The organism is Enterobacter sp., from assembly GCF_977039595.1.
The window spans coordinates 16498-42585 of the sequence record NZ_CDRQYH010000033.1 but is presented as its reverse complement, the minus strand read 5'-3'; the positions used below and the strand labels follow the sequence as shown (position 1 = coordinate 42585).

The window sequence follows — 26088 nt, the reverse complement described above, 5'->3', positions numbered from 1 at the left end:
GGCCCTGGTACGAGCGCTGAACAAAATGACGAAAGCAGGTATGCCTGAAAGCGTGCGTATTGCCTGAAAACACAACCCGCTACGGGGGAGACTTACCCGAAATCTGATTTATTCAACAAAGCCCCGCGGGTGACAACGTGGGCAGCATTCAAACCCCGCTCTCTTCGGGGCAGAGCACCGACGACACCACGCCAACGCTGAACGGCACCGCGACCGCCAACGCCACGGTCACCGTTTATGAGAACGGGCAGCCGGTCGGCACCGTTCAGGCGGACGGTACCGGAGCATGGAGCTTTACGCCATCAGCACCGCTGGGCAACGGCAGCCATACCTGGACCGCCACGGTCACCGATGCAGCGGGCAACGTCAGCCCGACCTCGCCGGGCTTTACCCTGATTGTTGATACCGCTGCACCAAACGCGCCGGTTATCAGCCAGGCGGTAGACGACGTGGGCAGCATCACCGGCCCGCTAACGTCCGGGCAAACAACCGACGATACCGTTCCGCGCCTTGTCGGGACCAGCGAACCGTTTGCCACCGTGAAAATATATGAGGGAGCTACGCTTGTCGGAACAGGCACTGCGGATAGCAACGGGAGCTGGAGTATCTTGCTCAACACCACGCTGACCGCGGGCGCGCACAGCTTCACCGCGCAGGCGACGGATGCGGCGGGCAATACCAGCCTGTCGTCCACCAGCTTCAGCCTCACCGTTGACACCACGCCGCCTGCGCTGCCGGTGCTGACCAGCATTCTGGATGACGTGGGCAATGCGGCGACGCCGGTTGCAAACGGCGGGTTCACCAACGACGCGCAGCCAACCCTCAGCGGCACGGCGGAAGCCGGGTCGACGGTGAAAATCTTTGATAACGGCGTACAGATCGGCAGCGTGACGGCGACCGGCGGCGCGTGGAGCTTTACGCCATCTCCGGCGCTGAGCAACGGCGCGCACACGTTGACCTTTACCGCCACCGATGCGGTGGGCAACGCCAGCGCACCTACCGCCGGGTATGTGATTAACGTCGATACCCTCGCGCCGGGCGCGCCGGTCATCAGTTCGGTGATTGATGATGTCGGCAGCGTTATCGGTCCGGTGACTGGTACGAATCCGACCAACGATACGCGCCCAACGCTAAGCGGGACAGCCGAAGCGAATGCCACGGTCAGGATCTACGATGGTATTACGCTGGTCGGCACGGTGACCGCCGATGGCAACGGCAACTGGACCCTGCCGCAAACCACCACGCTGACGCAGGGCACGCATAACTTCACCGCCACGGCCACCGATGCGGCAGGCAATACCAGCGCGGCGTCAGGCGTGACGACGATTATCGTCGATACGACCGCCCCAACGGCGCCGACCGGGACTCTCAACGCCGACGGTAGCGTCCTGACCGGGAGCGCGGAGGCGGGCAGTACCGTCACAATCCGCCTTGCGGACGGCTCGACGGTGACCGCCATTGCGGGCAGCAACGGCACCTACAGCTACACCTTCATTAACAAACAGATCGAAGGCCAGACGCTGCAGATCACCGCTACCGACGCCGCGGGCAACACCTCCCTGCCGGGCTCCGCCCTTGCACCGGTGTTGCCGCTCTCCGCCAGCAATAACGTTGAAGAGCTGAACCTCAGCACCACGGCGACCGTGACCAACAGCCAGTACAGCGACTACGGCTTCCTGCTGGTCGGCGCCGTGGGCAACGTCCTGACGCTGCTGGGCAATGACACGGCGCAGGTGAACTTCACGGTGGGCAACGGCGGCAGCGCGGATATCGTGGTGAATGCTAACGCTACGGGGGCGGTGCTCTCTCTGCTCAACACTCTTGAGCTGGTAGTTCAGCACTACGTCAACGGCGTCTGGACTACCGTGGTGGATACCGGCCAACCGCAGTTTGCCGATCTCCTGACCCTCGGCGCTACCGGCGTCTCACTGAACCTGACCGGGCTGGCCGACGGTAACTACCGCGTGCTTAGCTATAACACCAACCTGCTGGCAACCGGCTCCTACACCAGCCTCGACGTGGCGGTGAAAGAGACCGGTCCGGGTACGGTTACCGGAGATACCAGTCTCAACGGCAACGTGATCCTTGATACGGATCCGACCGCCGGCAGCGACAACGCGCCGGCCGGAACCACTATCTCCACGGTTACTAACGCGCAGGGCGTCACCACCAGCGTGAACGCCGACGGCACGGTGATCCAGGGCAAATACGGTACGCTGACCATCAACCGAGACGGCAGCTATACCTATAACCTGACCGACACCAGCGCTGCGGTCGTTGGCCGGACGGAGAGCTTCACCTACACCATCACCCATAACGGCGTCAGCGCGTCGGCGAACCTGGTGCTGTCTCTGGGTGCCGGTACGGTAATCAACGGCATTGTGGCAGTGGACGACACGGCCTCGCTGACCTTTGACACCACCGTGAGTGAGGTGAATAACGGCGCCTCGTCTCAGAACGGTTTTACCCTGGTGGGCATTAATCTCGGCAGCACGCTGGGGCTTAACCTGCTGGACGACATGACCAACCCGATCATCTACAACGTGGAGGAAGGGACGACCCGCACCATGACCATCCAGGCCTCCGTGGGCGGCGTGGCGCTGGCGTCGGTGTTCGACCTGTACGTCTATAAGTTCAACAATGCGACCCAGACCTTCGAGCAGGTTCGCGTCGAGTCGGGCTGGCTGCGCGCTCCAGTGCTGGGGGGTACGTCACCGCAGCTGACGCTGAACCTGCCTGCCGGGGAGTATCTGTTCCTGCTGAATACCGCATCCGGGATCGCCGTACTGACGGCCTACACGCTGAACGTCCTGCAGGACCATGTCTACAGCGTGGCGAGCATCAGCGAAACCACCACGGGCGACGTGCTGGCGAATGATCCGGTTCCAGCGGGCACGCTGGTTACCGAAGTGAACGGCGTGGCGGTCAACAGCAGCGGAACCACCACCATTCAGGGAGAATACGGCACGCTGACCATCAATTCGTCCGGTCAGTACACCTACACCCTGAGAAGCGGCGTAGGGGCGGACCATATCAGCACGCCGGATACCTTCGTCTACACCGTTACCGCGCCTGACGGCTCGAAGGATACGGCATCGCTCAACATCACCCCAACCGCGCAGGCGATGAATGCGGTGAACGATGTCAGCGCCACGATGGACCTTACCTCGGTACATCACACGTCGGTCTATTCGGATACGACCGTGGGCACCGCCAGCTGGACGACGGCCCTTCTCTCGTCAACCCAGGGCAGCGGCAGCGGAACCTTCGTGGTCGACGCGAATACCGCGCTGCACAACGCATCGCTGCATTTTAACGTGGCATCGCTGCTGTCGCTGACCGGGTTGACGGTGAACTGGTCCATCAGCGACGGCTCTGGCGTGATCCGCAGCGGCTCCTTCAGCGGGGCCTCGCTGCTGGGCGGCAGTATCGACGTCGCGCTGACCGGGCTGGATCTCAACGCCGGAACCTATACGCTGAACTTTACCGGTAGCGTCCCGGGGCTGAGCGTCGGAAACATCACCATTACCCCAAGCGTGAACGGCACCACCTACTCGCTGAGTAATTTCGACGTCACCGGCAGCCACACCGTCAACGGCAATATCTTTGACGGCACCGACTCCGGCGGCGTGCTGGATCAGCTCCACTCGGTGGATACCCGTCTGAGCGTGACCGGCTACAACGGCGTGACCACCACGCTGGATCCGTATACCGGCAGCGCAACGGTGAATATTGTCGGCCACTACGGCACGCTGGCGATCGGCGCTGACGGCCATTACACCTATACCCTCAACAGCGGGGTATCGCTCTCAACCATGACCTCGAAGGAGACCTTCAACTACACCCTGACCGACTCTACAGGAAGAACGGACAGCGCCACGCTGACCATCAATATGGCGCCGCAGTTCATCAGCTCTGAGCATAACGACGCCATCACCGGTACGGCCTACGGCGATACGCTGATTTACCAGGTGCTGAACAGCACGGTGGGCAACGGTACGGGGGGTAACACCAGCAGTGCCGCGGGCGATCACTGGACCGGCTTCTCGCTGGCGCAGGGCGACAAGATCGACATCGGCGATCTGCTGGTGGGCTGGAACGGTAGCGCCGCGACGCTCGGGAATTATCTCCATGTCACTAATAGTAATGGCAATACCGTGATCTCCATCGACCGTGATGGTGCAGGGGGCACCTACACTAATACCACGCTCGTTACGCTTGATGGCGTTCAGACCACCTACGACGAGCTTGTTAACCAGCAACACATCATTACCTGATACCACCTGCAAGAGATGACCCGGGCGCGCAGCGCCCGGGCATAAATAATAAAGCCGTATTTTTTTATAGGGACATGACATGGGAATGAAGATGCCTTACTGGTGGCTCTCGTGCTGCCTGATATCTGTGCCCGCTTTCTGCGCAAATCCGGCGGCCACCATCAATACCGGACAGCTTCGCGAAACGCAGGAACTCCCCTCGCTCAACGGCCGCATCGCACCTGCGGCTGGCAAAGCCGCACCCGGTTCATTGCAGCTTGGCGATGCCGTTAACCGCGCCGTCACCTGGCACCCGGCCATCAGCGAAGCCGTGGGGAAACTCTACCAGCAGAGCGAAGAGGTAGACGTCGCTAAGTCAAAATACTATCCGCAGATTAATGCCGGCGTGGACAACGGTTATTCCCACGACGGCGACCAGAACGGCTTTACGCCGTCGCTGGTGCTTTCTCTCTCACAGATGCTCTACGACTTTGGCAAAGTGGCAAGCCAGGTACGCGCCGAGAGCGCCGGCGTTGCCCAGCAGCAGGCCAACGTGCTGGTGAGTATCGACACTATCGCCCACGATACCGCCGTCGCCATGGTGCAGGTGCAAACCTGGCAGCAGATGGTTGAGACCGCTAAAGAGCAGCTCGACGCCCTCTCCTCTATCGGCACGCTGACGCGCCAGCGTAACGACGAAGGGGCCACATCGCTCTCTGACGTGGTGCAGACCGATGCCCGAATCGAAGGCGCGCGAGCACAGCTGATGCAGTACCAGGCCAGCCTGGACAGCGCCCGCGCCACGCTGATGAGCTTTCTCGGCTGGAACAGCCTGAACGCGATAAGCAATGACTTTCCGCAAAAGCTGGGCCGGAGCTGCGACATCGCCGAGCCGGACGACCGCCTGGTTCCCGCCGTTCTCGCCGCCTGGGCGCAGGCTAACGTCGCCCAGGCTAACCTGGACTATGCCGACGCGCAAATGACGCCAACCGTCTCGCTGGAGCCGGAGGTGCGCCACTACATGAACGATCGCTACGCGGGCAGCGACACGCGGGATCGCACCCAGTATTCCGCATGGGTGAAAGTTCAGATGCCGCTTTATCAGGGCGGCGGCCTCACCGCACGGCGTAACGCTGCCGGACACGCGGTGGAGGCGGCGCAGTCCACCATTCAGCGCACGCGTCTTGATGTCCGCCAGAAACTGCTGGAAGCCCGCAGCCAGGTGATGAGCCTGCAAAGCACGCTGCAAATTCAGGGCCGTCAGGAGGCGCTCAGCGCACGCACCCGCGAACTGTACCAGCAGCAGTATCTTGACCTCGGCTCGCGCCCGCTGCTCGACGTGCTCAACGCCGAACAGGAGGTTTATCAGGCGCGCTTCACCCAGCAGCAGACCCTCGGTCAGTTGCACCAGCTGCAGCTCAACTGCCTGTATAACACCGGACAGCTGCGTCACGCGTTCGATCTTGATAACCGCACCATCCAGACCGTGGAGATCCAGCCATGAAGCAGCGTGATATCCCGCAAGGTGAAAACATGACGGATGAGGCGCTGGCGCAGTGGGCACAGGCCTTTGGTTTTGTTGCCACGCGCTATCGCGTCGCCTGCTCGCCCGGCGCGCTGATTGCAGGCGCACCCTGGCTGAAAGGCAAACCGATGGTGCCCGCCCTCACCCAGCTGGCCCGCGAAGCAGGGCTGTCGTTTCAGCTCCTTACCGACGATCGACAGGCGATCAACAGCTGGCGTCTGCCGGTTGTCGTAGCGATGAATGACGGCAGGATCGGCGTGATCGAGCATTTCGACGGGGACGATACGCTGGAAGTCAGCTTTTTCGACGACGAGACCTACACCAACCGGCTGTCGATGACGGCGATGCTGCCCGCTATACGCCACGTTATTGCCCTGCGTCCACTCGCCGCGCTGAAGGACAGCCGCGTGGATGCCTATATCTCCAAATATCGTCCGGACTGGCTCTACCGGCTGGTGATGCGCGATCTCCGCCCCTACAGCTGGGTGATGCTCGCCGCGCTGTTTATCAACGTGCTGTCGCTCTCCGGGATCGTCTTTTCCATGCAGGTCTATGACCGGGTGATCCCCGCACAGTCCTACCCGACGCTGTACGTCCTGACCATCGGGGTGCTGATTGCCACCCTGTTTGGTTTTGTGCTGCGCGTGGCGCGCGGGCACATTATGGATCTGCTGGGCAAGCGCTCGGATATGCGCGTTTCGGATCGCGTATTCGGCCACGCTCTGCGGCTGCGCAACAGCGCGATCCCCCGCTCCACCGGCAGCTTTATCTCGCAGCTGCGCGAGCTGGAGCAGATCCGCGAGATGGTGACCTCGTCCACCATCTCGACGATTGTCGATCTGCCCTTCTTTTTACTGTTCGTGGTGGTGCTGGCGATCATCGCCCCGCAGCTGACGTGGATCGCCCCGGTCGCGGCGGTGATCATGGTCCTGCCCGGCCTGCTGCTGCAGAAGAAGCTGGCGGAGCTGGCAAAGCAGTCGGCGCATGAATCAACCCTGCGCAACGCGGTGCTGGTGGAGAGCGTGCAGGGCCTGGAGGACATCAAGCTGATGCAGGCGGAAAACCGCTTTTTGCAGCAGTGGAACAGCTATATCCAGATCACCGCAGAATCCGGCCTGCGCACTCGCGAGCTGACGCAGAACCTGATCAGCTGGGGGATGACCATTCAAAGCCTGGTCTACGCCGGGGTGATTGTGGTCGGCGCGCCGATGGTGATCGACGGTACCCTGACCACCGGCTCGGTGGTCGCCGCGTCGATGCTGGCTTCCCGCATGATCGCCCCAATGGCGACGCTGTGCGGCGTGCTGGCGCGCTGGCAGCAGGTCAAAGCCGCAAAAGAGGGGCTGGACAGCATCATGCAGCTTCCCACCGAAAACCAGCGCGAGGAGACGCCGATCCGCCAGGACGTCCTGCGCGGACACTATCTTTTCGAGCAGGCGCAGTTCCGCTATCAGCCGGACGATCCGCGCATGGCGCTGCGCATTAATCGCCTGGAGATAAGGCCGGGAGAAAAAGTGGCGATCCTCGGGCGCAACGGCGCGGGCAAATCAACCCTGCTGCAGGCGATGGCGGGCGGGATGGACCTGGCGGCGGGCGAACTGCGGCTCGACGGCTTCAGCCTGCCGCATCTCGACGTGGCGGACGTGCGGCGCAACGTCGGCTTTATGACTCAGAACGCGCGGCTGTTTTACGGCACCCTGCGCGAAAACATCACCCTCGGCATGCCGCGCGCCACCGACGAAGAAATTTTCGAGGCGCTGGAGCTGACCGGCGCGGCGGGCTTCGTCCAGAAGCTGCCCAAGGGGCTGGACTATCCGATCATGGAAAACGGCGTAGGGCTCTCCGGCGGGCAGCGCCAGTCGATTCTGCTGGCGCGAATGCTCCTGCGCGATCCGAATATTGTGCTGATGGATGAACCCACCGCGTCGCTGGATGAGCACACCGAGCGGGAATTCATCCAGCGCCTGGGCGACTGGCTCGGGCATCGCACCCTGATCGTCGCCACGCACCGCGTACCGGTTCTGGAACTGGTGGAGCGCGTCGTGGTGTTAAAAGAAGGCATGCTGGTGATGGACGCGCCAAAAGCCCAGGCGCTGAGCAACAGCCGTATGCAGCAGCAACAGCAGCAGGCAGCAACCGGACGGGAGTGGAAAAATGAAAATCAGTCAGCGTGACATGGCGGCAATGGACGATCTGGATAACGCCCTCGACTCCGAAAGCGGCTACACCGGCGCGCGCCGGATCGTGATCTTCTCGCTGCTGATGTTTGTGGTGCTGGGCGTCTGGGCATGGTTTGGCGTGCTGGATGAGGTGTCAACCGGTTCGGGTAAAGTGATCCCCAGCTCGCGCGAGCAGGTCTTACAGTCTCTCGACGGCGGGATCCTCACCGAGCTGAACGTCCACGAAGGCGATCAGGTGCAGGCCGGACAGGTGCTGGCGCGGCTTGACCCGACCCGTTCCGAGTCAAACGTCGGCGAAAGTGCGGCGCGCTACCGCGCGTCTCTGGCCTCCAGCGCCCGCCTGTATGCCGAGGTGAACGATCTGCCGCTGAAGTTCCCCCCTTCGCTGGCGAAATGGCCGGATCTGATTGCCGACGAAACGCGGCTCTACAACTCGCGCCGCGCGCAGCTGGAGGATACCCAGCGGGAGCTTCGCGCCGCGTTAGATCTCGCCAATAAAGAGCTGGCCATTACCCAGCGGCTGGTGAAAACCGGGGCCGCCAGCCACGTGGAGGTGCTGCGGCTGCAGCGGCAGAAAAGCGATCTGGAGCTGAAGCTCACCGACGTGCGCTCGCAGTATTACGTCCAGGCGCGCGAGGCGTTATCCAAAGCCAACGCTGAGGTGGATATGGTTTCAGCCATCCTCAAGGGCCGCCAGGATTCCGTCACCCGTCTGACGGTAAAATCCCCGGTGCGCGGGATCGTGAAAAATATCAAGGTGACCACCATCGGCGGGGTGATCCCGCCCAACGGCGAGCTGATGGAGATTGTGCCGGTGGACGATCACCTGCTGATCGAAACTCGCCTGTCGCCGCGCGATATCGCCTTTATCCACCCGAACCAGGAGGCGCTGGTCAAAATCACCGCCTACGATTACGCCATTTACGGCGGCCTGCACGGGGTCGTTGAGACGATTTCCCCGGATACCATTCAGGATGAGGCCAAGCCGGAGGTGTTCTATTACAGGGTGTTTATCCGCACCAGTCAGGATTACCTGGTCAATAAGGCGGGCAGGCACTTCTCGATTGTACCGGGGATGATTGCGACGGTGGACATTAAGACCGGAGAGAAAACGGTGCTGGATTATCTGATTAAACCGTTCAACCGGGCGAAAGAGGCGCTAAGGGAGCGATAGCCAATCGCCGGGTGGCGGCTGCGCCTTACCCGGCCTACATCCCCCCAGGCCCTTGCAAGCGCAGCGCCACCGGGCTTTAAACCGCACGCCAGAACTGGAACCTGCCTCGGAGAATTAATCTTTAGTCATGCAACCCACTTCCCTTCAGCCATCGCCCAGGTAATATTAACCGCAGACAAAACGCACTTGCGCACAGTGCGGGAGTGCATTACTATTCATTCAGCTTCATGGACTGGAGCTCGCCAGCATTATGATTAGTTATTTTCGGGATCAATGGCTTGAGGATTTTTTTCTTTACGGCAGATCGAGCAATGTTATCCCTTCAAATCTGGAAACAGCGCTTGCGAGAAAGCTCGATATCATCAGGGCAGCAACCTCGCACAGGGATTTGCGATCGCCACCGGGCAATATGTACGAAGCATTGAATCCTCCGCTGAAGGGCTATTCCTCCATCCGGGTAAACAGGCAATACAGGCTCGTATTTTGCTGGACAGAGGGTAAAGCAGAAGATCTCTACCTCTCTCCACACAAGTACACGCAACACAAGTGAGGCATCATCTATGACACTTCAACAGGCACTCCGCAAACCCACCACGCCGGGCGACGTGTTGCAGTATGAGTATCTTGAACCGCTCAATCTGAAAATCAGCGATCTGGCGGAGATGCTCAATGTTCACCGCAACACCATCAGCGCGCTGGTCAATAACAATCGCAAGCTTACTGCCGATATGGCGATCAAGCTGGCAAAAGCCTTTGATACCACGATTGAATTTTGGCTGAACTTACAGCTGAACGTCGATATCTGGGAAGCGCAATCTAACGCCAGGACGCAGGAGGAGCTAAGCCGTATAAAGACCGTTGCGGACGTCATGGCTAAGCGAAAATCTGGCCAACCGGATGTAGCCTGACCCGAACAGGCGCGGAGATCTTACTCCGCCGGACGAGGTGCGGCGCTGTTATACACGCCAACATAGCGCGCAAATTTCCCAATAAACACACCGGCAAACACGCCGCCGGAGACGATCGCCAGCACGCTCATGGCGGGCTGCTGCATCGCCTGGGGAGAGACCGCGCTCATCACGCCCAGCACATACTTCACCCCGAACGCCAGCATCATAAACGGCAGCGCGGTGTAGTCGGCCTGGCGGTAAAGGCTGCGCGGCGCCTCTGCGCGGGTAATCACAGCCTGCTTAATCAGGACATACCCCAGCGCGGCACCGGCAAGGATCCCCGCCGTCCACAATGCAACAGTCCCGGGAGTCAGCGTGCGATAGACTATCAGATCGTAAATATCCCAGATAAGAAAGATGCCCGGAATAATGGCAAGCCGCTCCAGCGTCACGGTGGCGGGCCGTCGGGCTTTAAGGCCGCGGGAGATAAGGAAGATAAACAGCACCCACACCCAGACGGGCGTGTGCGTCACAACACCGATCAGAAATTCAAACATGGAGATCACCATGAACGATCGCGGCCCCTGCCGCCCTGAACGCGTATTGCGCATAACGGCAAAACCACCGTTATGCGCAGGTCTTTTACAGCGATTTTTTCAGGCGTCGAACCGCTTCTATCAGCTGCTCATCCGTTGGGGTGACGAATGACATGCGCAGCGTTGTCTGGTCCGGCTCATTACAGTAGAAAAATTCGCCCGGCACAAATACTACGCCGTTACTTAACGTTTTTTCCAGCCAGCGGGTGGTATTACTACCATTTTTCATATTCGCCCACAGGAACATGCCGCCCTTCGGCTTGTGGAAAGACATCACGTCGCCAAGCTCGGCCTCCAGCTCGGTTGCGAACGTCTGGTATTTCTGGCGATAGGCTTCGCGGATCGTTTTAATCTGAGCGGGCAGACGACCGGTTTTCAGGTACTCATACGTCATCAGCTGCGACAGCGTGCTGGTGTGCAGATCGGTGGTTTGCTTCAGGTTCACCACCGCGCGCTTCAGCCATTCCGGTACCACCACCCAGCCCACGCGAGTGCCCGGCGCGAGGATTTTAGAGAAGGTAGAGGTATACACCACGTTCTCTTCGTTGCCGATATCTTTGGCATGAGCAATTAACGGGCGGAAGACTTCATCGGTATAATTAATTTCGCTGTACGGATCGTCTTCAATAATCACGAAGTCATAGCGCTTCGAGAGTTCCACCAGCTGTTTACGACGCGCCTCAGAAAGCGTCACGCCGCCCGGGTTGCCAAACGTCGGGACAATATAGACCGCTTTGATAGTTTTATTTGCCACCAGCACTTCGAGCTCGTCGACCTTCATGCCGTCACCGTCGGTGCCGACGGATTCAAAATTCGCCTGCGCCAGGCCGAATACCTGCAGCGCAGCAAGATAGGTTGGACGCTCGACGACAACAATATCGCCCGGGTTAATCAAAGCACGCGCCAGCACGTCGAGGGACTGCTGTGAACCAGAGGTCACGACCACGTCATCCGCCTTACAGCGAATGCCTCGCCCCTCGCAAATACGCTGAATCTCTTCCCGCAGTCCCGGCACGCCTTCGGTCAGGCCGTACTGGAATGCCTCGCCAAAATGCTGAGATAACACGGCATCAGCGGCAATTTTCAGCCCTTCGCGATCGAACAGGTCTGGGTTTGGAATACCGCCCCCCAGCGAGATCACGCCCGCCATTTTGCTGTGTTTTAATAATTCACGGATGGCAGATGATTGCAGGCCCTGCGCGCTGCTGGCGAGTTTACTCACGGACATTCTTTGCTTACCTTCTGTTTTTATAGTGTGCCCAATCTTAGCAGAATATGGGCGATAAATTCCGTCAGCTTAGGCAGTTGACGTAAATCCTGACGCCACAATAAATGCACGGGTCTCGGCGCCGGAATATACTCTTCCAGCACCCGCACCAGCCTGCCGCTTTCCAGATCTTCCGCCACCAGCACCTCCGGCTGCAGCAGCAGTCCCGCTCCGGCTCTCGCGGCCATCCAAAGCCCGTAGCCGTCATTACATTTTAAGACCGCATCCCGCTTCCAGCGCACCTCGCCCTCGACGCCCGCCAGCCGCCACTCGTTGCGCGCGGTCCACACGCTGTGGGACAGGCAGAGATGATCCACCAGATCGGCAGGGGTTTGCGGCGTACCGTAGCGTGCCAGGTAGTCCGGCGCGGCGCAGATAACCATCCGGTAAGGGCAGAGGTATTTCGCCACCAGATCGTCGTTGTGAATGTCGCCAATACGAATGGCCAGATCGATACCCTCCTCCACCAGATCCACCATCCGGTTGGTGAGATCCAGCTCGATGCGCACTTCCGGGTAGCGTTGTAAAAAAGAGGCCGTAAGCGGCGCGATCGCGCTGCCGCCAAACGAGGTGGGCGCCGTCACGCGCAGGGTCCCGGACGGTGCGGCGCGCAGGCGTTCCACGGCGCTTTCGGCGATCGCGACCTGCTCCAGCACCCGCTTCGCCTCGTCGAAATAGACGCGTCCGGCATCCGTCAGGCTCTGACGGCGCGTGTTACGCTCCAGCAGCGCAACGTACTTCCCCACCATCACCGCCGACATCTCGAGCCGCGCCGCCGCGCCGGTGAAACTGCCGCTTTCAACCACCGCAATAAAGGTCTCCATGCTGCGAAGCTTATCCATATTCCAAACCTCTGGTTAGCAATCTTCTAACTTTAGCCCAGTTTATCCGTATTTTAATTTATTAAAGAATGAAGGCTCACAACAGAAGGAGTCGGCTATGAAAATCGTCATTATTGGTGCTAGCGGTACGGTTGGTCGTGCGGTAACGGAAGAGCTGAGTCGTCGCCACGAGGTCATCCGCGTCGGCCGCACGCAGGGCGACGAACAGGTAGATATCACCTCTCAGGCGAGCGTTCAGGCGCTGTTCGAGAAAATCGGTCCGGTGGATGCCATTGTGTCCGCCAGCGGTGGCCTCTACTTTGGCCCGCTCGCGACCATGAAAGATAGCGACTTTAACCAGGGGCTACAGGATAAGCTGCTAGGACAGGTGCGCCTGGCGCTGACCGGCCAGCACTACCTGAACGAAGGCGGCTCGATTACGTTGATAAGCGGGATCGTCGCGCACGAGCCGATTGCGCAGGGCGTAAATGCCACTACGGTGAATGCGGCGCTGGAAGGGTTTGTTCGCGCCGCAGCCTGCGAATTGCCGCGCGGGATCCGCATCAATCTGATTAGCCCGACGGTTCTCACCGAATCCGTCGAAACGTACGATGGCTTCTTCCCGGGCTTCGAAAGCGTGCCTGCCGCGACGGTGGCGCAAGCCTATCGCCGCAGCGTGGAGGGCGTGCAGAGCGGGCGGGTATACAAGGTCGGCTACTGAGCCGTGCGCGCGGCGATCGGCACCAGCATCGGGCGTGGAAGCAGCGCTTACCCGGCCTACATAAGTGCGGCCTGATGCCCTCCCCCCCTCTCCCACAGGGAGAGGGAGAAATGCACATCAATCCACAACGCCCCAGACGAGGTTACCCTTGTGGAACGTTGCGGTACGCGGAGAGATGCGCGCCACGGCTTCGGCGGAACAGGAGGCGTCCACCAGCACAAAGCTGGCGTCATCCTGCGCTTTCGGCCATACGCGATCGCCTTTGTCGTTCAGGGGCAGCACGTCGCCGGTCGCGATACCTAATGCGCGGGAGAGCGTCTGCTCGTTCGGGCGGATGTAGAGCTGGGCGTAGAGATTAGCTTTTTCCAGCATGTCCCCCAGACCGTACGGCGACCAGTGGTCGATCACGCTGTCGGTTCCCGTCATCACAAACACGCCCTTGTCCCGCAGCTGCTTCAGCGGCATATGCAGGGTGCCAATCGGCACGGTGGAGGCGATGGTCACCTGCTGCGCCGCCATGCGGGTGGCGATCTCATCCACCTGCTTTTCGTTAAGCGTCGCCAGCGCAAAGGCGTGGCTGATGGTCAGCTTCCCCTTCAGCTCCGGCGTTTTCTCCACGGTTTCGACCATGTAGTTCACCGCCGCCACCCCCGCCGGGCTGGTCTCGTGCAGGTGAATATCCACTCCTTTGTCGTAGTCCAGCGCAATCTGGAACATCAGGTCGAGAGATTTCTCCATCGCGCCGTCGACGTTGGTCGGGTCCAGCCCGCCCACGTAGTGCGCCCCGGCCTGCATAGCCTCACGCATCAGCTTTTCGGAATGGGACAGCAGCAGCCCGTGCTGTGGGAAGGCGACGATTTCACAGTCAAAGCCGGGCTTACGGCGCGATAAAACCGCCTGCAGGTTTTCAAGATTCTTCAGGCCGGAGGTCGGCTCGATATTGCAGTGGCTGCGGGCTATGGTGGAGCCTTTCGACTGGATCAGATCGATCAGCTTTTCCGCACGCTCCTGGGTGTAGGGCTGAAGCTCCGGCAGCAGCTTCTGTTCCAGGCGGATCATATCCTGAATGGTGGTGCCCGCCGGGCGGTTGAGGGAACGCCACGGGCCGCCGTAAAAGGTTTTATCCAGGTGGATGTGCATGTCGCGCATTGCCGGGAGCATCAGCTTGTTGCCCGCGTCGTAGTGCGGCAGCGTGGCGTCGGCGTGGCGCTTGTTATCGCGCAGGCCGACGATCTTCCCGTCTTGAATCTCCAGCGTCTTCAGCTCGGTGCGGGTGCTCGTCGCCACGCTGCCGTCGAAATTAAACCCGGCTTCGAGCAGTACGTTGTCCAGATAGTAATGTTTCGCGGTGATATTCACAGGCTTACCGGTCTCGCAGAGTGGCTTTGCGGAGTCGGCAGCATACGCGACGGATCCGGTCGCGCCAAACAGCGCGCAGGCGGTCACCATTTTGCCGCTCTGGCTGATGAATTCACGGCGGCTTTTATTTTCACTCATCTTTTCTTCCTTCATTCACAATATGGGTACCGGTTTCTCCGCGCAGCGCGGCGGGCAGGCAGTCCGGCGAGGTGATGATCACGCGCTTGCCGCCGTGATGTAAAAACGCCAGCGAGGCGACGATTTTGGGCAGCATGCTGCCCGCCGGGAAATGGCCTTCCTCCATGTAGTACGTCATCTCCGCTACGTCGACGGTCTCCAGCGCCTGTTGATTTGGCTTACCGAAGTTGACACACACCTTTTCCACGCCGGTGGTAATCACCAGCACGTCGGCGCCGATCTCGCGCGCCAGCAGCGCGGTGGAGAGATCTTTATCAATCACCGCGTCGACGCTCTGGTAATCGCCCTGCGCCGAGCGCACCACGGGAATACCGCCACCGCCCGCGCCGATCACCACGAAGCCTTTTTGCGTCAGTGTCTTGATCGCGTCGGCCTCGACAATGCGCAGCGGCTGGGGCGAGGCCACCACGCGACGATATCCCCGGCCCGAATCTTCAACAAAGTGCCAGTCCGGGTGCGCGAGCTGCAGTTCGTCGCGCTGCGCCTCGCTGAAGAACGCGCCGATCGGCTTCGTGGGGTGCGCAAAGCCGGGATCGTTTTTATCCACTTCCACCTGCGTGACGACCGTGACCGCCTTTTGCTCGCCGCGCGCGGCAAGGCGGTTGTTCAGCGCCTGCTGGATCAGGTAGCCAATGCCGCCCTGGGTGTCCGCCACGCAGTTTGCCAGCGGCGTCAGAGGGAGCCCTTCCCGCTCGTGGGCGATTTCAGCGCGGCGCAGATCCAGCCCCACCTGCGGACCGTTGCCGTGGGTAAGCACGATGTCATAGTCGGAGGCCAGCATTTCGAGCACCGACTCTGCCACCGCTTTGACCGCCTGCGCCTGATGTTCAACCGACTGGCTGGCGTTGTCTTTGATAATGCTGTTGCCGCCGATGGCAACGACCATAAGCTCTTTCATACGTGTTCCTTCGCAACATTACCCGACGCAGCGCTCGCAACTTCCCGGCTGTCGAGAAAATGCTTCACCACAAACATGCCGCCCATCATCAGATACGCGGTGACGAACATCAGCGAACTGCCTTCGGCAAAACCCACCACCGGGGCGTGGATCACCCCGAACAGCGCCAGCAGTGCCCCGCCCGCCGCGGCCACGGCTCCGCGCAGCGGTTTGTTGATAATGGCAAAGATGGCGATACAGCCCCACAGCATGCTGGCGAGCGGTGCCCCGTTCCCCAGATGGACTAATCCTTCGTAGTAGATCCCTTTGCTGTGCAGCACGTCGGTACCGATTTTGGCGGCATTCGTGCCCGCCGCTCCCATCACGCTGTTCATCATGGTCAGCGCCCAGTTGGCGATCCACGGGAACAGGCAGATGAAGATCACGGGCACTTCCACCTTCGGCGTTTCCCTCACCACCTGGTTGGCGGTGACCACGCCGATAAACACCAGAATCGGCACGATGGCGGTCATCGGAATGATGGCGAGCATAAACGCCCCCAGCCCGAAAAGCGGCACAATGAACATGGTCACGCCGGAGGCCAGCGTGTAGCCGATGCTGGCCCCCATCGCTTTCCAGCCGGGATGGCCGACGTAAACCGTCACCGGGAACGGGTTCCCCATCAGGCAGCCGAGCATGGAGGCCAGACCGTTCGCCAGCATGACTTTACGCGTCGGGTATTCATCCCCCGCCGCGTGGGCACTTTCGATGTTCTCCAGGTCAAAGATGTAGTTCGCCAGCCCCAGCGGTACGGCAGAGGCAAGATACGGCAGCGCGTGCGGCAGGCCCTGCAGGAAGCCTTCCACATGCACCTGCGGCGGGTTAAAGCCGAAGGATGACATGGACGCTTTAATCGCTTCCGGGCTCTGCAGGCCAGAGATCCACGCCAGTGCGGTACCGGCTATCAGCAACAGCAGGCCGGTAGGGATTCTGGCGAAAATCGGCTTTTTGCCGAACCAGTTGATGAAGATCAGCAGCAGGACGATGAACGATACGGTCGGCGCTTCAAACGCCTGCAGCATCGGGTTCATCGCCAGCAGCAGCAGGCCTAAACCGGACAGGCATGACAGCAGCACGGTGCGCGGGATCATCTTGCGGATGGTTTCGCCCAGGAATGAACCGCCCGCAAGAATCATCGCCTCAACGAAGCACCAGACCAGGCCAATCTGAATAGCGAACTCCGCATCGCCCGTTTGCTGATACACCGGCATCAGCACCAGGAAGGTCACGGTAAAAATTGACGGCGCGCTGGGGCCGGACGGCAGCGCTGTCACGTCCGTGCGCCCGGTCTGGCGCGCCATCTGCATGCCGAACCACGCGTAGCAGATACTCGCGACCAGCACCGCCAGCCCGAAGGCCGGCGCGATGCGTCCATAAACAATCTCCTTCGGGATGCCGACGACAAAAATGAGCAACACCATCATGGTCAGCAAATTGGTCAGGTTGTTGGTCATCAACCCGAAATAAGCCGCCCAGTCACCTCTTTTCCACTCCAGTTTCATGTTTTTCATGGATGCATGCCTTATAAAAAGTAGCGATCGCGGAAGGTCAACAGCGCCTTTTCAAAACAGCTAAACGGCGGGTGAACGATGCCCGCCCCAATCATGCCGATGCCCGCGTCTTTGTGCGCAATGGCGGTATTGATGACCGGCAGAATGCCGCTGCCAGCGACCTTCGTGATGTCGATGGCGGTCGGGATCCCCATAAACGAGAGCAGCGGAATGGTGACGTTCGGGTTTTCTCCGAGGGTGATTTCGCGCATCTGGCGGGAGAAGTCGATGGCTTCCTCCACCGTCCCGCCCACCAGGGCGACAATCGCCGGGGCCGTCGCCATCGCAAAGCCGCCGATGCCGTAGGTTTCGGTGATCGCGCTGTCGCCGATATCCAGCCCGGAATCTTCCGGCCGGTAGCCCGCAAACATCGGGCCAATCACCTGCTGCGCCGGGCCGGTGAACCACTGCCCCGGCAGGCCGGAAACGCGCAGGCCGAATTCGTAGCCGTTGCGCGCCATGGTGGTAACCACGGTGCTGTATTCAATGCCGTGGGCGGCGTCCAGCGCGGCTTTACACATCGCCATCCACGTCGGGCCGGAGAAGTAGTCGCTGCTGGCGACAAACTCGAACACCTCGCGCTGCTGCTCCACCGGATAGCCCGCCTGAATTAGCCCCGGCGCCAGCGCCTGGATCAGCAGCGTCGTGCCCGCGTTATTGCGGTTGTGGCACTCGTCGCCCATGTGCAGCGCCTGGGCCAGCATCAGGCGCAGGTCGATTTCGCCGATAATCTTCATCGCGTCGCGCAGCATCGGGCCGAGCACGTCGCGCATCCAGTTCAGGCGGTCGATGACGCTCTGGTCGTTGGCCCCCATGCGCAGGATCTTCGCCATCTGCTCGCTAAGGTTGGTGAACGCGCGGTTGCCGTAGGTTTTGTTTTCAACGATGTGCATAAACATCGACGCGGAGGTGACGCCCGCCATGGAGCCCACGCAGTCGTGCTCGTGGCACGGCGAGAAGGCGATCTTCCCGGAGGCGGCAAGTCGCGCCGCGTCGTCCAGATCTTTCGCCAGCCCTTCAAACACCAGCGCCCCGGTGACCGCGCCCTTCATCGCGCCGCACATGTTTTCCCAGGAGACAGGCGGACCGGCGTGCAGAATGGTGGTGCGGGTCATCCCCGGCACAACGTTAATCGCCTGGTCATAGCCCACCAGCACCGGATGAGACTGAATAATGCGCTCAAGGGCGATTTGGTTGGCAGCGGCGATTTTCTCCGCCAGCGGTTTTTCCGCCAGCTGGTCGAGCGCTTCAACGACCTGCATATTGCCCTGCCCCGGCGGCGTCCAGTCGAGCTGGGTCACGGGAACGTGCTGCTTTTTAAGATCGTCGCTGAACATCGCGAGACCCACGTTAATGACGTTCAGCGGCTGGTTAAATAAGGTAGTCATTATGCGTTCTCCCCTTTGCAGACAAATTCGCGTGCCAGTAATCCGGTATTGGTGCTGCTGCTGGCCCAGATGACGCCTGCGTCGGTCAGCAGCTGACACTGCTGCGCCAGCGACTGCGGATCCTGGTCGGTGCCGAGCACGTAGCCGAGGATCTCCAGCGGACGGTTATCGGCCTTCGCGATCGCCTGTGCTTCTTTAATGGCGTCGATCATCACGCCGACCGGATCCTCGTGGGCGCCGAAGCCGAGCACAAAGTCCATCACAATCACCCCGACTTCCGGGTCGCGAGCCTCCTGGAGCAGGCGGCTGATGCGGTTGGTCGGGTCAATCATCGGGTGCGGCTTGCCGTTGGTGAAATCGTCATCGCCAAAGTCGAGGAAGGTGTGGGCTTTACTGACGCTGATGTCGCTCAGGCGCTTAGCCGGATCCGGCTGGATGTTGCTGTAAACGTCGTCGAATTTCGCAAGCGCGGCAAACATCGCCTCGTCGCACAGGGTGCCGCCGCAGAACAGGCCGCGAATGTACTTCTGCTGCGGGGTCAGGCGAGCGCGCACCTCTTCAATTAATGGCCAGTTGAGCGGGTGCAGATCGAGGGACTCTTTTTTGATGCCGGTGAGCAGGATGGCCTTCAGCGCCGCCTCTTTGGTGCCGCGCGCGAACTGCAGTCCGTCCTCATCGGCGGGCGGTTCATTGCGCCCGAGGAAGCACGCGATCACGGGCTTACCACAGGCGCGCGCGCGGGCCAGCACTTTCTCCGCCACCGCAGGCGCGGGCGGCTTGGAGATCAGCGCAATCACTTCTGTACCCTCGTCGGCTTCCAGCATGTCGATGGCGTCGAGCATCATCAGGCCGCCGATCTTCTCGCTGAGATCGCGTCCGCCGGTGCCGATCAGCTGCGACACGCCGCCGCCGAATTCGTGAATACGCACGCTCAGCTCCTGGCTGCCGGTGCCGGATGCGCCGACGATACCAATCGGTCCGCGACGCACCGCGTTGGCGAAGCACAGTCCCGCGCCGTTGATGATGGCGGTGCCGCAGTCCGGCCCCATCATCAGCAACCCTTTCTGGTGCGCCAGCTGCTTCAGCGCCAGCTCGTCGTCAAGCGACACGTTATCGGAAAACAGCATCACGTTGAGATCGTTTTCCAGCGCCTGACGCGCTTCGCGGGCGGCGAAGGTCCCGTTGACGGAAATCACCGCGAGGTTGCTGTCCGGGCGATGGGTTTTGGCGCTGGCAATCGTCGCGTAGCGCGCTTCATGGGAGCCCGCGCTCTCTTTACGCGTGAACAGCGCTTCAATAGCGGCCAGCGTTTCTTCATTCGCCGCGTCGCCTTTAATGACGATCATCAGGTCACCGTTTTTCGCCTCATTTAATTCCGGCGTTAACAGCCCGAGGTTTTTTAAAACGCCCTTATTCATTTCCGTTGCCATGGCGACAAAGGCCTGTTCGACGCCCGGCAATTTATTGGCTTTAGTGGAAACGGACATTAATGATACGGAGTCAAAATAGGTGTTCTTTTTAATCACGATTTTCGTTGGCATTATTTGCACCTGTTCGCGGATAAAAGGAGGCCGCCGTCGTGCAAAATGCACGTCGGTAAAAATGCTTTATTTAATTAGCGGCCAGCCGGAATGGGCTGACCGACCGTCTTATGCGCCCGCCGCCAGCAGCAGGTCTGCAATCTCGGTGAAGCCTTTCTCCCGCGCCAGTTCGAGCGGGGTTTTGCCGTATTTGTCGGTCATATGCGGGTTCGCGCCATGCTCCAGCAGCAGCTTCACGATCTCCTGCTGCTTTGCGCCGCCGTCGTTGAGTACGATGGCTTCCAGCAGCGGCGTCCAGCCGACAAAATTGGTGTGGTTAACGTTGATATCGGTTTTTTCCAGCAGCTCGCGGACGATCTCCACGTGCCCTTTTTCACTGGCTGGCGTAATGCCTACGCCGCCGAAGCGCGTCAGGCGGTCGAGATCCGGGTTCGCGGGTAATACCAGCCGCAGGAGAGTTATATCGTTCGTCAGGCAGCTAATCAGGAAGGGGTTAAAGCAGGTCTGATCCTGTTTATCAATATCCGCCCCGGCGGCAATTAAGAACTCCACGCAGGCATAATGTTTTTTCAGGCTGGCAATAATAACGGCGGTTCTTTTCTGGCGGTTCGTGGCGTTAATATCCACGCCCTTCTCCAGACAGGCTTTTAGCGCATCGCTATTGCCTTCTTCTGCCGCCAGCAAAAATTCCGTAACCAGTTCAGTTGCATACATATTCAGACTCCCGATGTTTTTATTTCTGTTGACCTGAGAATAGCAACAGCCTGGTCATAAAAGAATCCGCTTAAAAATGATTCATCGACAGACAATTCATTGTTGAGATAAATTCAATAAACCGGTCAAAATGTGCGTCTGTGCAACCTTTTTCTTATGGTTAACCGCTTTTTAGCGCGTCAAAACGCATTATGCTTATGTCTGAAAAAGCCTTGTATGGCGCGGCATTGATGAAATAGCCAGAACTGTGATCGGCTTCAAATGCGTTGAAACGACGCTGTTAAAATATGTTCAAAACTAATGGCTGAAGGGAGTGAGATATGAATTCCATCTTTACCGAGGAGAACCTGCTGGCCTTTACCACCGCCGCACGCTTCGGCAGCTTCAGCAAAGCCGCCGCCGAACTGGGTGTAACGACCTCCGCCATCAGTTACACCATTAAGCGCATGGAGACCGGGCTGGACGTGGTGCTGTTCGTCCGCAGCACGCGCAGCATTGAGCTAACCGAGTCCGGCTTTTACTTTTACCGCAAAGCCACCGACCTGCTTAACGACTTTCACGCCATCAAGCGCGGGATTGATACCATTTCACAGGGCATCGAGGCGCGTGTACGCATCTGTATCAACCAGCTGTTGTATACGCCGCGCCATACCGCGCGGCTGCTACAGGTGCTGAAAAAGCAGTTCCCCACCTGTCAGATCACCGTCACCACCGAGGTCTATAACGGCGTGTGGGACTCTATCATCAACAACCAGGCCAATATCGCCATTGGCGCGCCGGACACGCTGCTCGACGGCGGCGGAATTGACTACACCGAAATCGGCGCCATTCGCTGGGTGTTTGCCATCGCGCCGGAGCACCCGCTGGCGTTCGTTCCGGAACCGATAGCGGAAAGCCAGCTGCGCCTGTATCCCAACATCATGGTGGAAGATACCGCGCATACCATTAACAAAAAGGTCGGCTGGCTGCTGCACGGGCAGGAGGCGATTCTGGTGCCGGACTTTAACACCAAGTGTCAGTGTCAGATCCTGGGCGAAGGGATAGGCTTTTTGCCGGAATATATGGCGCGGGAGGCGGTTGAAGATGGCCTGCTGGTGACGCGGCATATCAATAACCCACGTCAGGACTCGCGCATGCTGCTCGCCACGCAGCATGCCGCAACCGGCCAGGTCACGCGCTGGATCAAGAAGGAGTTTGGCCCTGCGGGGGTACTGACCGATATTTATAGCGATTTACTGTGGCGCGCTTAGCTTTTGCTCTGTACCCAAAAAGCGTGAATGAGGCCGGGGAAGTAACCCAGCAGCGTGAGAAGAATGTTGATAATAAACGCCCAGCCAAACCCTTTGCCTAACAGCACGCCCAGCGGCGGCAACAGGATGGTAAAAACAATACGCCAAAAACCCATATTAAAACTCCGTGCAAGCTAATCCATTGAAAATAATAGAGTGAACCATTTCTAAGCATAGCCAGTTTACCCGGCTGCGCCAGTTCCCGACCCCGCGTTTACCCTCGTTTACGCTTTTGACGCTGGCTTAATGCGCACAATTACTTTAGCATTACCTTAATTAAGAAAACACTTAAGTACCATGACTGAACTCGAACAGCTTCAGGCCAGCGCCGAGCAGGCCGCCACACTCTTAAAAGCGATGAGCAACCCGCGTCGGCTGCTGATCCTCTGCACCCTGTGCGGAGCACCCGGCACCAGCGCGGGAGAACTGGCGCGAGCCACGGGGCTTAGTCCTTCCGCCACGTCGCAGCATCTGGCGCGCATGCGTGAGGAAGGTCTGATCGACAGCACCCGCGACGCGCAGCGCATTCTCTATTTCATTAAAAAAGATGCGGTGCATCAGCTCATCAGCACCCTGAAAAAGCTTTATTGCCCGTAAGGAGCCGCTATGTCACTTCCCCTTATTTCGCCGCGCGAGGCCAGTGCCCGCATCGCTGAAGGCGCAAAACTGATTGATATTCGTGATGCCGATGAGTACGCCCGCGAGCATATTCCCGCCGCGCGGTCCGTGCCGCTGGGTACCTTACCCGGTGGACTTAAAACGCAGGCGGGTGAAACGGTGATTTTTCACTGCCAGTCCGGCGCCCGTACCTCAGGCAATGCCGATCGCCTGGCGCAGGCTGCCGTTGCCGCTCAGGCATTTGTGGTCGAGGGTGGCATTCAGGGCTGGAAGCAGGCCGGGCTGCCGACTGTCGAAGACAAATCCCAGCCGCTTCCGCTGATGCGTCAGGTGCAAATTGCCGCCGGGCTGCTAATACTCTGTGGCGTGGTTCTGGGCTATAGCGTCTCCAGCGGCTTTTTCCTGCTCAGCGGCTTTGTCGGTGCCGGGCTGCTGTTTGCCGGTGTGACGGGCTTTTGCGGCATGGCGCGGCTGCTTAAGGTGATGCCCTGGAACCGTCGTACCTCATAAGCAGTAATCGGTGAAATACGCTGTACCCGGCGTCATACGTGGGCTAATGTGAAGATCGCTAAAACGATGAGGAGGTAATATGTTTTCTGTCGGTGATTATGTGCAACCGCGTAAAGGCGGCCCGAAACTGAAAGTGCTCGAAGTGAACGGTGACAGTATTGTGGCGGTCCAGGCCAGCAATGAGCAAGGCGAGAAATATACGCTGAAAGCCGCCGATGTGGCGCCGTATACCGAAGAAGGTGATTTCGGCGTCTGCTGAACAGATAACCGGGCGGCATGTTCCGCCCGGTTAACGCATTAGATTAGAAAATCATCCAGTGATTTACCGTTTTCCAGCGCGCTGGCGATAGGCTTAGGCGTGCGGCCCTGGCCGGTCCACGTTTTCTCTTCACCGTTCTGGTCAATAAAGCGATATTTTGCTTCACGCGGCTTACGCTTTTTCGTTTGCTTACCCGCCAGCGCCAGTTCAGAGCCCAGCAGATCGGTCGGTGAAATACCATCGGCTTTCATCAGTTCCAGCAGGGCATTAATTTTTTCCTGCTGCTCGGCGCGCTGCTGCTCTAATTCCGTCAGTTCACTCCGTTTCTCTTCAGTAACGACCCTGACCTTTTCCAGCATTTCCTCAAGAACGTCCAGGGATAATTCACGCGCCATGGCGCGCAGGGTTCGGATATTATTAAGATTCTGTAACGTCAAAGACATATTATTTGAAAACCTTTCTTTGGGGTAAATAGATAAATCGCCGACAGAATAATTCATTTGAGTTGAAATATCTACCCAAGGGTCCGTATGGGCTTCAGTGTAAATATATTAAAATCTCATTGCGAATAATAGCGCACGGGGCTGCCAGGAAACAGGGGAATCTAATCACCGCATTAATATAAATGGTCAACTTTACTCCAAATCGCAGCATACTTCGCCGCTGTCAGAAGGCGGATTCGTCGCCTGCGCCATCAATAAAACCAAACTATTGATTTTGATATAAAAAAAGCCAAACAAGAGAGATTATAACGATCGGAGCAAAAAACGAACAACTTTAGAGAATTTTGTGGACAAAAGGCGATTAAATAAAAATTAATCACTAGTTGTTAGTTCAAACTCAGAGATATACGCTATACACGTCAAACAAACCAACCTAAAGCACTATGCGCTGAAGGGAAATCGTTTCTTTTGTGTTCTTCTCAAGGAGTTCAGACATGTTCTCGCCGCAATCTCGCCTGCGCCACGCGGTGGCGGATACCTTCGCGATGGTTGTTTACTGTTCCGTCGTGAACATGCTGATCGAAATATTCCTCTCCGGAATGTCCTTCGAGCAGTCACTTTCTTCTCGTCTGGTGGCGATCCCGGTCAATATTATTATTGCATGGCCTTACGGATTATACCGCGATGCGGTAATGCGTTTCGCACGTCGAATTAGTCCTGCAGGCTGGGTGAAAAACCTGGCAGACGTCCTGGCGTATGTAACGTTCCAGTCGCCGGTTTACGTGGCCATTCTCCTGACAGTCGGTGCAGACTGGCACCAGATCGCTGCGGCAGTGAGTTCGAATATTGTCATTTCGATGCTGATGGGAGCCGTTTACGGCTATTTCCTCGACTACTGCCGCCGCCTGTTTAAGGTCAGCCAGTACAGCCAGGCAAAAGCGTGATGTGAAGCGACTGGCGCACGCCAGTCGCGGATTTACTGTACGTCGCCAAACAGTCCCTTCAAAAATCGCTCCAGCGCCATACGTGAACTGAAACCGTGCGGAATACCATAATGCTCATGCCGTTCACCGCCTAAATAGAGCGGAAATTGCTGATAATGATCGCAGGTTTTAATATCCGAGGCAGGCTCAGCAAATGACAGGCTTCTGTCTTTCAGCGTCGGGTGAATAATGAGAGCGGTACGTCCCATTCTTGCTTCGCGATTAACATAAACATAATTCTCGCCGCGGCGATATCCATACGCTTTTGGCGTCACCTCATCCATGGTGAATCCCTCTTTTTCAAGAACGCGTGCCACCTCGTCAGGTCGTAAATACATATCTTTTCCTCGTTATCTTTTCCTGCCCGGCAACCTTACAGTATTCAGCAATAGCAGGGCTTTCAGAATAGTCCATAAACTGCCGGATAACGCGTGATGGGCTTCAGATATTAAATTTCTGAACTAAACTGAACGGGAACACAAAATTACGGAGGATCGCATGTTTAACAGACCGAACCGAAACGATATTAACGACGACGCTCAGGATATTCGTAATGATGTCAGCCAATTAGCGGACACGCTGGAAGAGGTGCTGAAGTCCTGGGGAAGTGACGCGAAGGACGAAGCGGATGCCGCGAAGCGTAAGGCTCAGTCTCTGCTCCGTGAAACCCGCGCACGTCTAAACGGCCGCACGCGTACGACACAGGCTGCCTGCGATGCGGTCAGCTGCGCAACGACCTTCGTACGCGAGAAACCGCTCTGTACGCTCGGCACGGTAGCGGCAGTCGGTATCTTCGTGGGCGCTCTGCTTAGCCTGCGTAAATAACCCGAACGCGCACCGTTATCTGCCCCGGTGGTCAGTAGCTGCCG

24 protein-coding genes and 1 pseudogene are annotated in these 26088 nt (G+C 58.7%); 13 read left to right on the top strand and 12 right to left on the bottom strand.

Annotated elements, in window-relative coordinates; translation table 11 throughout:
- Positions 1-125: 125 nt before the first annotated feature.
- The 6 genes and pseudogenes from ACWYRJ_RS12030 to ACWYRJ_RS12005 form a co-directional block, all read left to right on the top strand.
- Positions 126-4277 (top strand): annotated as a pseudogene (locus tag ACWYRJ_RS12030) (BapA/Bap/LapF family large adhesin); the annotation flags it as partial.
- Between the two features lie 79 nt (positions 4278-4356).
- Positions 4357-5760, top strand: a complete 1404-nt coding sequence (locus ACWYRJ_RS12025) for a TolC family outer membrane protein (RefSeq protein ID WP_455507952.1) — start codon at positions 4357-4359, stop codon at positions 5758-5760.
- Positions 5757-7955: a type I secretion system permease/ATPase gene (locus ACWYRJ_RS12020; protein WP_455507951.1), complete on the top strand. Its 2199-nt coding sequence runs from the start codon at positions 5757-5759 to the stop codon at positions 7953-7955. The genes ACWYRJ_RS12025 and ACWYRJ_RS12020 overlap by 4 nt, the downstream gene beginning before the upstream one ends.
- A gap of 1 nt (position 7956) precedes the next feature.
- Positions 7957-9135, top strand: a complete 1179-nt coding sequence (locus tag ACWYRJ_RS12015) for an HlyD family efflux transporter periplasmic adaptor subunit (protein ID WP_455507953.1) — start codon at positions 7957-7959, stop codon at positions 9133-9135.
- Positions 9136-9385: 250 nt separating this feature from the next.
- Positions 9386-9685 (top strand): type II toxin-antitoxin system RelE/ParE family toxin, encoded by a 300-nt coding sequence (locus ACWYRJ_RS12010; protein WP_111965881.1) that lies wholly within the window; start codon positions 9386-9388, stop codon positions 9683-9685.
- A 10-nt stretch (positions 9686-9695) separates the two neighbouring features.
- On the top strand, positions 9696-10043 hold the full coding sequence (locus tag ACWYRJ_RS12005) for a HigA family addiction module antitoxin (protein ID WP_063408808.1): 348 nt from the start codon (positions 9696-9698) through the stop codon (positions 10041-10043).
- Between the two features lie 20 nt (positions 10044-10063).
- Here ACWYRJ_RS12005 and ACWYRJ_RS12000 read toward each other — a convergent pair whose 3' ends face one another.
- The 3 genes from ACWYRJ_RS12000 to ACWYRJ_RS11990 form a co-directional block, all read right to left on the bottom strand.
- Positions 10064-10582: a DUF6622 family protein gene (locus tag ACWYRJ_RS12000; RefSeq protein ID WP_111965906.1), complete on the bottom strand. Its 519-nt coding sequence runs from the start codon at positions 10580-10582 to the stop codon at positions 10064-10066.
- Between the two features lie 85 nt (positions 10583-10667).
- The gene (locus ACWYRJ_RS11995) at positions 10668-11849 is read right to left on the bottom strand and encodes an aminotransferase-like domain-containing protein (RefSeq protein WP_455507950.1); all 1182 of its coding nucleotides are present in this window, start codon (positions 11847-11849) and stop codon (positions 10668-10670) included.
- Positions 11850-11869: 20 nt separating this feature from the next.
- Entirely contained in the window at positions 11870-12730 is an 861-nt protein-coding gene (locus tag ACWYRJ_RS11990) for a LysR substrate-binding domain-containing protein (RefSeq protein WP_455507949.1), read from the bottom strand.
- A gap of 97 nt (positions 12731-12827) precedes the next feature.
- On the opposite strand from ACWYRJ_RS11990, the gene ACWYRJ_RS11985 reads away from it, so the two are divergent.
- The gene (locus ACWYRJ_RS11985) at positions 12828-13430 is read left to right on the top strand and encodes a short chain dehydrogenase (protein WP_023308908.1); all 603 of its coding nucleotides are present in this window, start codon (positions 12828-12830) and stop codon (positions 13428-13430) included.
- Between the two features lie 117 nt (positions 13431-13547).
- Here the strand turns inward: ACWYRJ_RS11985 and ACWYRJ_RS11980 are convergent, their stop codons facing one another.
- From ACWYRJ_RS11980 to ACWYRJ_RS11955, 6 genes are all read right to left on the bottom strand, one after another.
- Positions 13548-14927, bottom strand: coding sequence for an amidohydrolase family protein (locus tag ACWYRJ_RS11980; protein WP_455507948.1), 1380 nt, complete (start codon positions 14925-14927; stop codon positions 13548-13550).
- Complete coding sequence (locus tag ACWYRJ_RS11975) at positions 14920-15885, bottom strand: carbamate kinase family protein (protein ID WP_455507947.1); 966 nt, start codon at positions 15883-15885, stop codon at positions 14920-14922. Before ACWYRJ_RS11975 ends, ACWYRJ_RS11980 begins: the two co-directional genes overlap by 8 nt.
- Positions 15882-17435, bottom strand: coding sequence for a xanthine permease (locus ACWYRJ_RS11970; RefSeq protein WP_455507946.1), 1554 nt, complete (start codon positions 17433-17435; stop codon positions 15882-15884). The genes ACWYRJ_RS11975 and ACWYRJ_RS11970 overlap by 4 nt, the downstream gene beginning before the upstream one ends.
- An 11-nt stretch (positions 17436-17446) precedes the next feature.
- On the bottom strand, positions 17447-18862 hold the full coding sequence (locus tag ACWYRJ_RS11965; protein ID WP_455507945.1) for an oxamate carbamoyltransferase subunit AllG family protein: 1416 nt from the start codon (positions 18860-18862) through the stop codon (positions 17447-17449).
- A complete protein-coding gene (gene fdrA / locus ACWYRJ_RS11960) occupies positions 18862-20403 on the bottom strand; it encodes an acyl-CoA synthetase FdrA (RefSeq protein WP_455507944.1) in 1542 nt (513 codons plus the stop codon). Before fdrA ends, ACWYRJ_RS11965 begins: the two co-directional genes overlap by 1 nt.
- A 108-nt stretch (positions 20404-20511) precedes the next feature.
- Positions 20512-21117, bottom strand: a complete 606-nt coding sequence (locus ACWYRJ_RS11955; protein ID WP_455507943.1) for an ankyrin repeat domain-containing protein — start codon at positions 21115-21117, stop codon at positions 20512-20514.
- 320 nt (positions 21118-21437) lie between these two features.
- Here ACWYRJ_RS11955 and ACWYRJ_RS11950 point away from each other — a divergent pair, with 320 nt between their 5' ends.
- Positions 21438-22367, top strand: a complete 930-nt coding sequence (locus ACWYRJ_RS11950; protein ID WP_111965889.1) for a LysR substrate-binding domain-containing protein — start codon at positions 21438-21440, stop codon at positions 22365-22367.
- Here the strand turns inward: ACWYRJ_RS11950 and ACWYRJ_RS11945 are convergent.
- On the bottom strand, positions 22364-22522 hold the full coding sequence (locus ACWYRJ_RS11945) for a YqaE/Pmp3 family membrane protein (RefSeq protein ID WP_045286357.1): 159 nt from the start codon (positions 22520-22522) through the stop codon (positions 22364-22366). The genes ACWYRJ_RS11950 and ACWYRJ_RS11945 overlap by 4 nt on opposite strands.
- Before the next feature lie 181 nt (positions 22523-22703).
- Here ACWYRJ_RS11945 and ACWYRJ_RS11940 point away from each other — a divergent pair, with 181 nt between their 5' ends.
- From ACWYRJ_RS11940 to ACWYRJ_RS11930, 3 genes are all read left to right on the top strand, one after another.
- Positions 22704-23003 carry an ArsR/SmtB family transcription factor gene (locus ACWYRJ_RS11940; RefSeq protein ID WP_111965890.1) on the top strand — a complete coding sequence of 100 codons (300 nt, stop codon included), beginning with the start codon at positions 22704-22706 and terminating at the stop codon, positions 23001-23003.
- Between the two features lie 9 nt (positions 23004-23012).
- Positions 23013-23534 (top strand): rhodanese family protein, encoded by a 522-nt coding sequence (locus ACWYRJ_RS11935; RefSeq protein ID WP_111965891.1) that lies wholly within the window; start codon positions 23013-23015, stop codon positions 23532-23534.
- Positions 23535-23613: 79 nt separating this feature from the next.
- The gene (locus ACWYRJ_RS11930) at positions 23614-23793 is read left to right on the top strand and encodes a hypothetical protein (protein ID WP_023308920.1); all 180 of its coding nucleotides are present in this window, start codon (positions 23614-23616) and stop codon (positions 23791-23793) included.
- Between the two features lie 38 nt (positions 23794-23831).
- Here ACWYRJ_RS11930 and stpA read toward each other — a convergent pair whose 3' ends face one another.
- Positions 23832-24236, bottom strand: a complete 405-nt coding sequence (stpA, locus tag ACWYRJ_RS11925) for a DNA-binding protein StpA (protein ID WP_111965892.1) — start codon at positions 24234-24236, stop codon at positions 23832-23834.
- 494 nt (positions 24237-24730) lie between these two features.
- On the opposite strand from stpA, the gene alaE reads away from it, so the two are divergent.
- Complete coding sequence (gene alaE / locus ACWYRJ_RS11920; protein WP_008502567.1) at positions 24731-25180, top strand: L-alanine exporter AlaE; 450 nt, start codon at positions 24731-24733, stop codon at positions 25178-25180.
- 32 nt (positions 25181-25212) lie between these two features.
- Here the strand turns inward: alaE and ACWYRJ_RS11915 are convergent, their stop codons facing one another.
- Positions 25213-25557 (bottom strand): DUF2002 family protein, encoded by a 345-nt coding sequence (locus ACWYRJ_RS11915; protein ID WP_023308923.1) that lies wholly within the window; start codon positions 25555-25557, stop codon positions 25213-25215.
- Between the two features lie 160 nt (positions 25558-25717).
- Here ACWYRJ_RS11915 and ACWYRJ_RS11910 point away from each other — a divergent pair, with 160 nt between their 5' ends.
- Positions 25718-26044: a DUF883 domain-containing protein gene (locus tag ACWYRJ_RS11910; protein WP_008502569.1), complete on the top strand. Its 327-nt coding sequence runs from the start codon at positions 25718-25720 to the stop codon at positions 26042-26044.
- The last annotated feature ends 44 nt before the right edge of the window (positions 26045-26088 follow it).